This window comes from Methylobacterium sp. C33D (assembly GCF_053345825.1).
Genome location: NZ_JBKFAV010000140.1, coordinates 1 through 390 on the forward strand (window position 1 = coordinate 1; position 390 = coordinate 390).

1 protein-coding gene is annotated in these 390 nt (G+C 64.9%); it reads left to right on the top strand.

The genetic code is table 11. From position 1 onward, the window contains the following. Positions 1–390: IS3 family transposase (locus tag ACLBXO_RS31755; protein ID WP_447687919.1), on the top strand; the 390-nt coding region annotated here is incomplete at both ends.

Genomic DNA, 390 nt, shown 5'->3' on the forward strand with positions numbered 1-390 from the left:
CAAGATCGTCGGTTGGTCGATGCGCGATCACATGCGCGCCGAGCTGAGCGTAGCGGCATTGATGATGGCCGCCCAGCGGCAGCGGCCGGCCGCCGGGCTGATCTGCCACTCGGATCGCGGCAGCCAGTACGCAGCCGAGGCCTACCGAAGACAGCTCGCCGGTATGGGGGCGAAGCCGTCGATGAGCCGCACGGCTTGCTGCTACGATAATGCCCCGATGGAGAGCTTCTTCCACACGCTCAAGGTCGAACTCGTCCATCAGCGACGATGGGCGACCCGGGATGAAGCGCGGCGCGATCTGTTCGCCTACATCGAGGGCTACTACAATCGGCAACGCATCCACTCGGCACTCGGCTATCTCACGCCCGAGCAAGCCGAGAGGACCGCGAA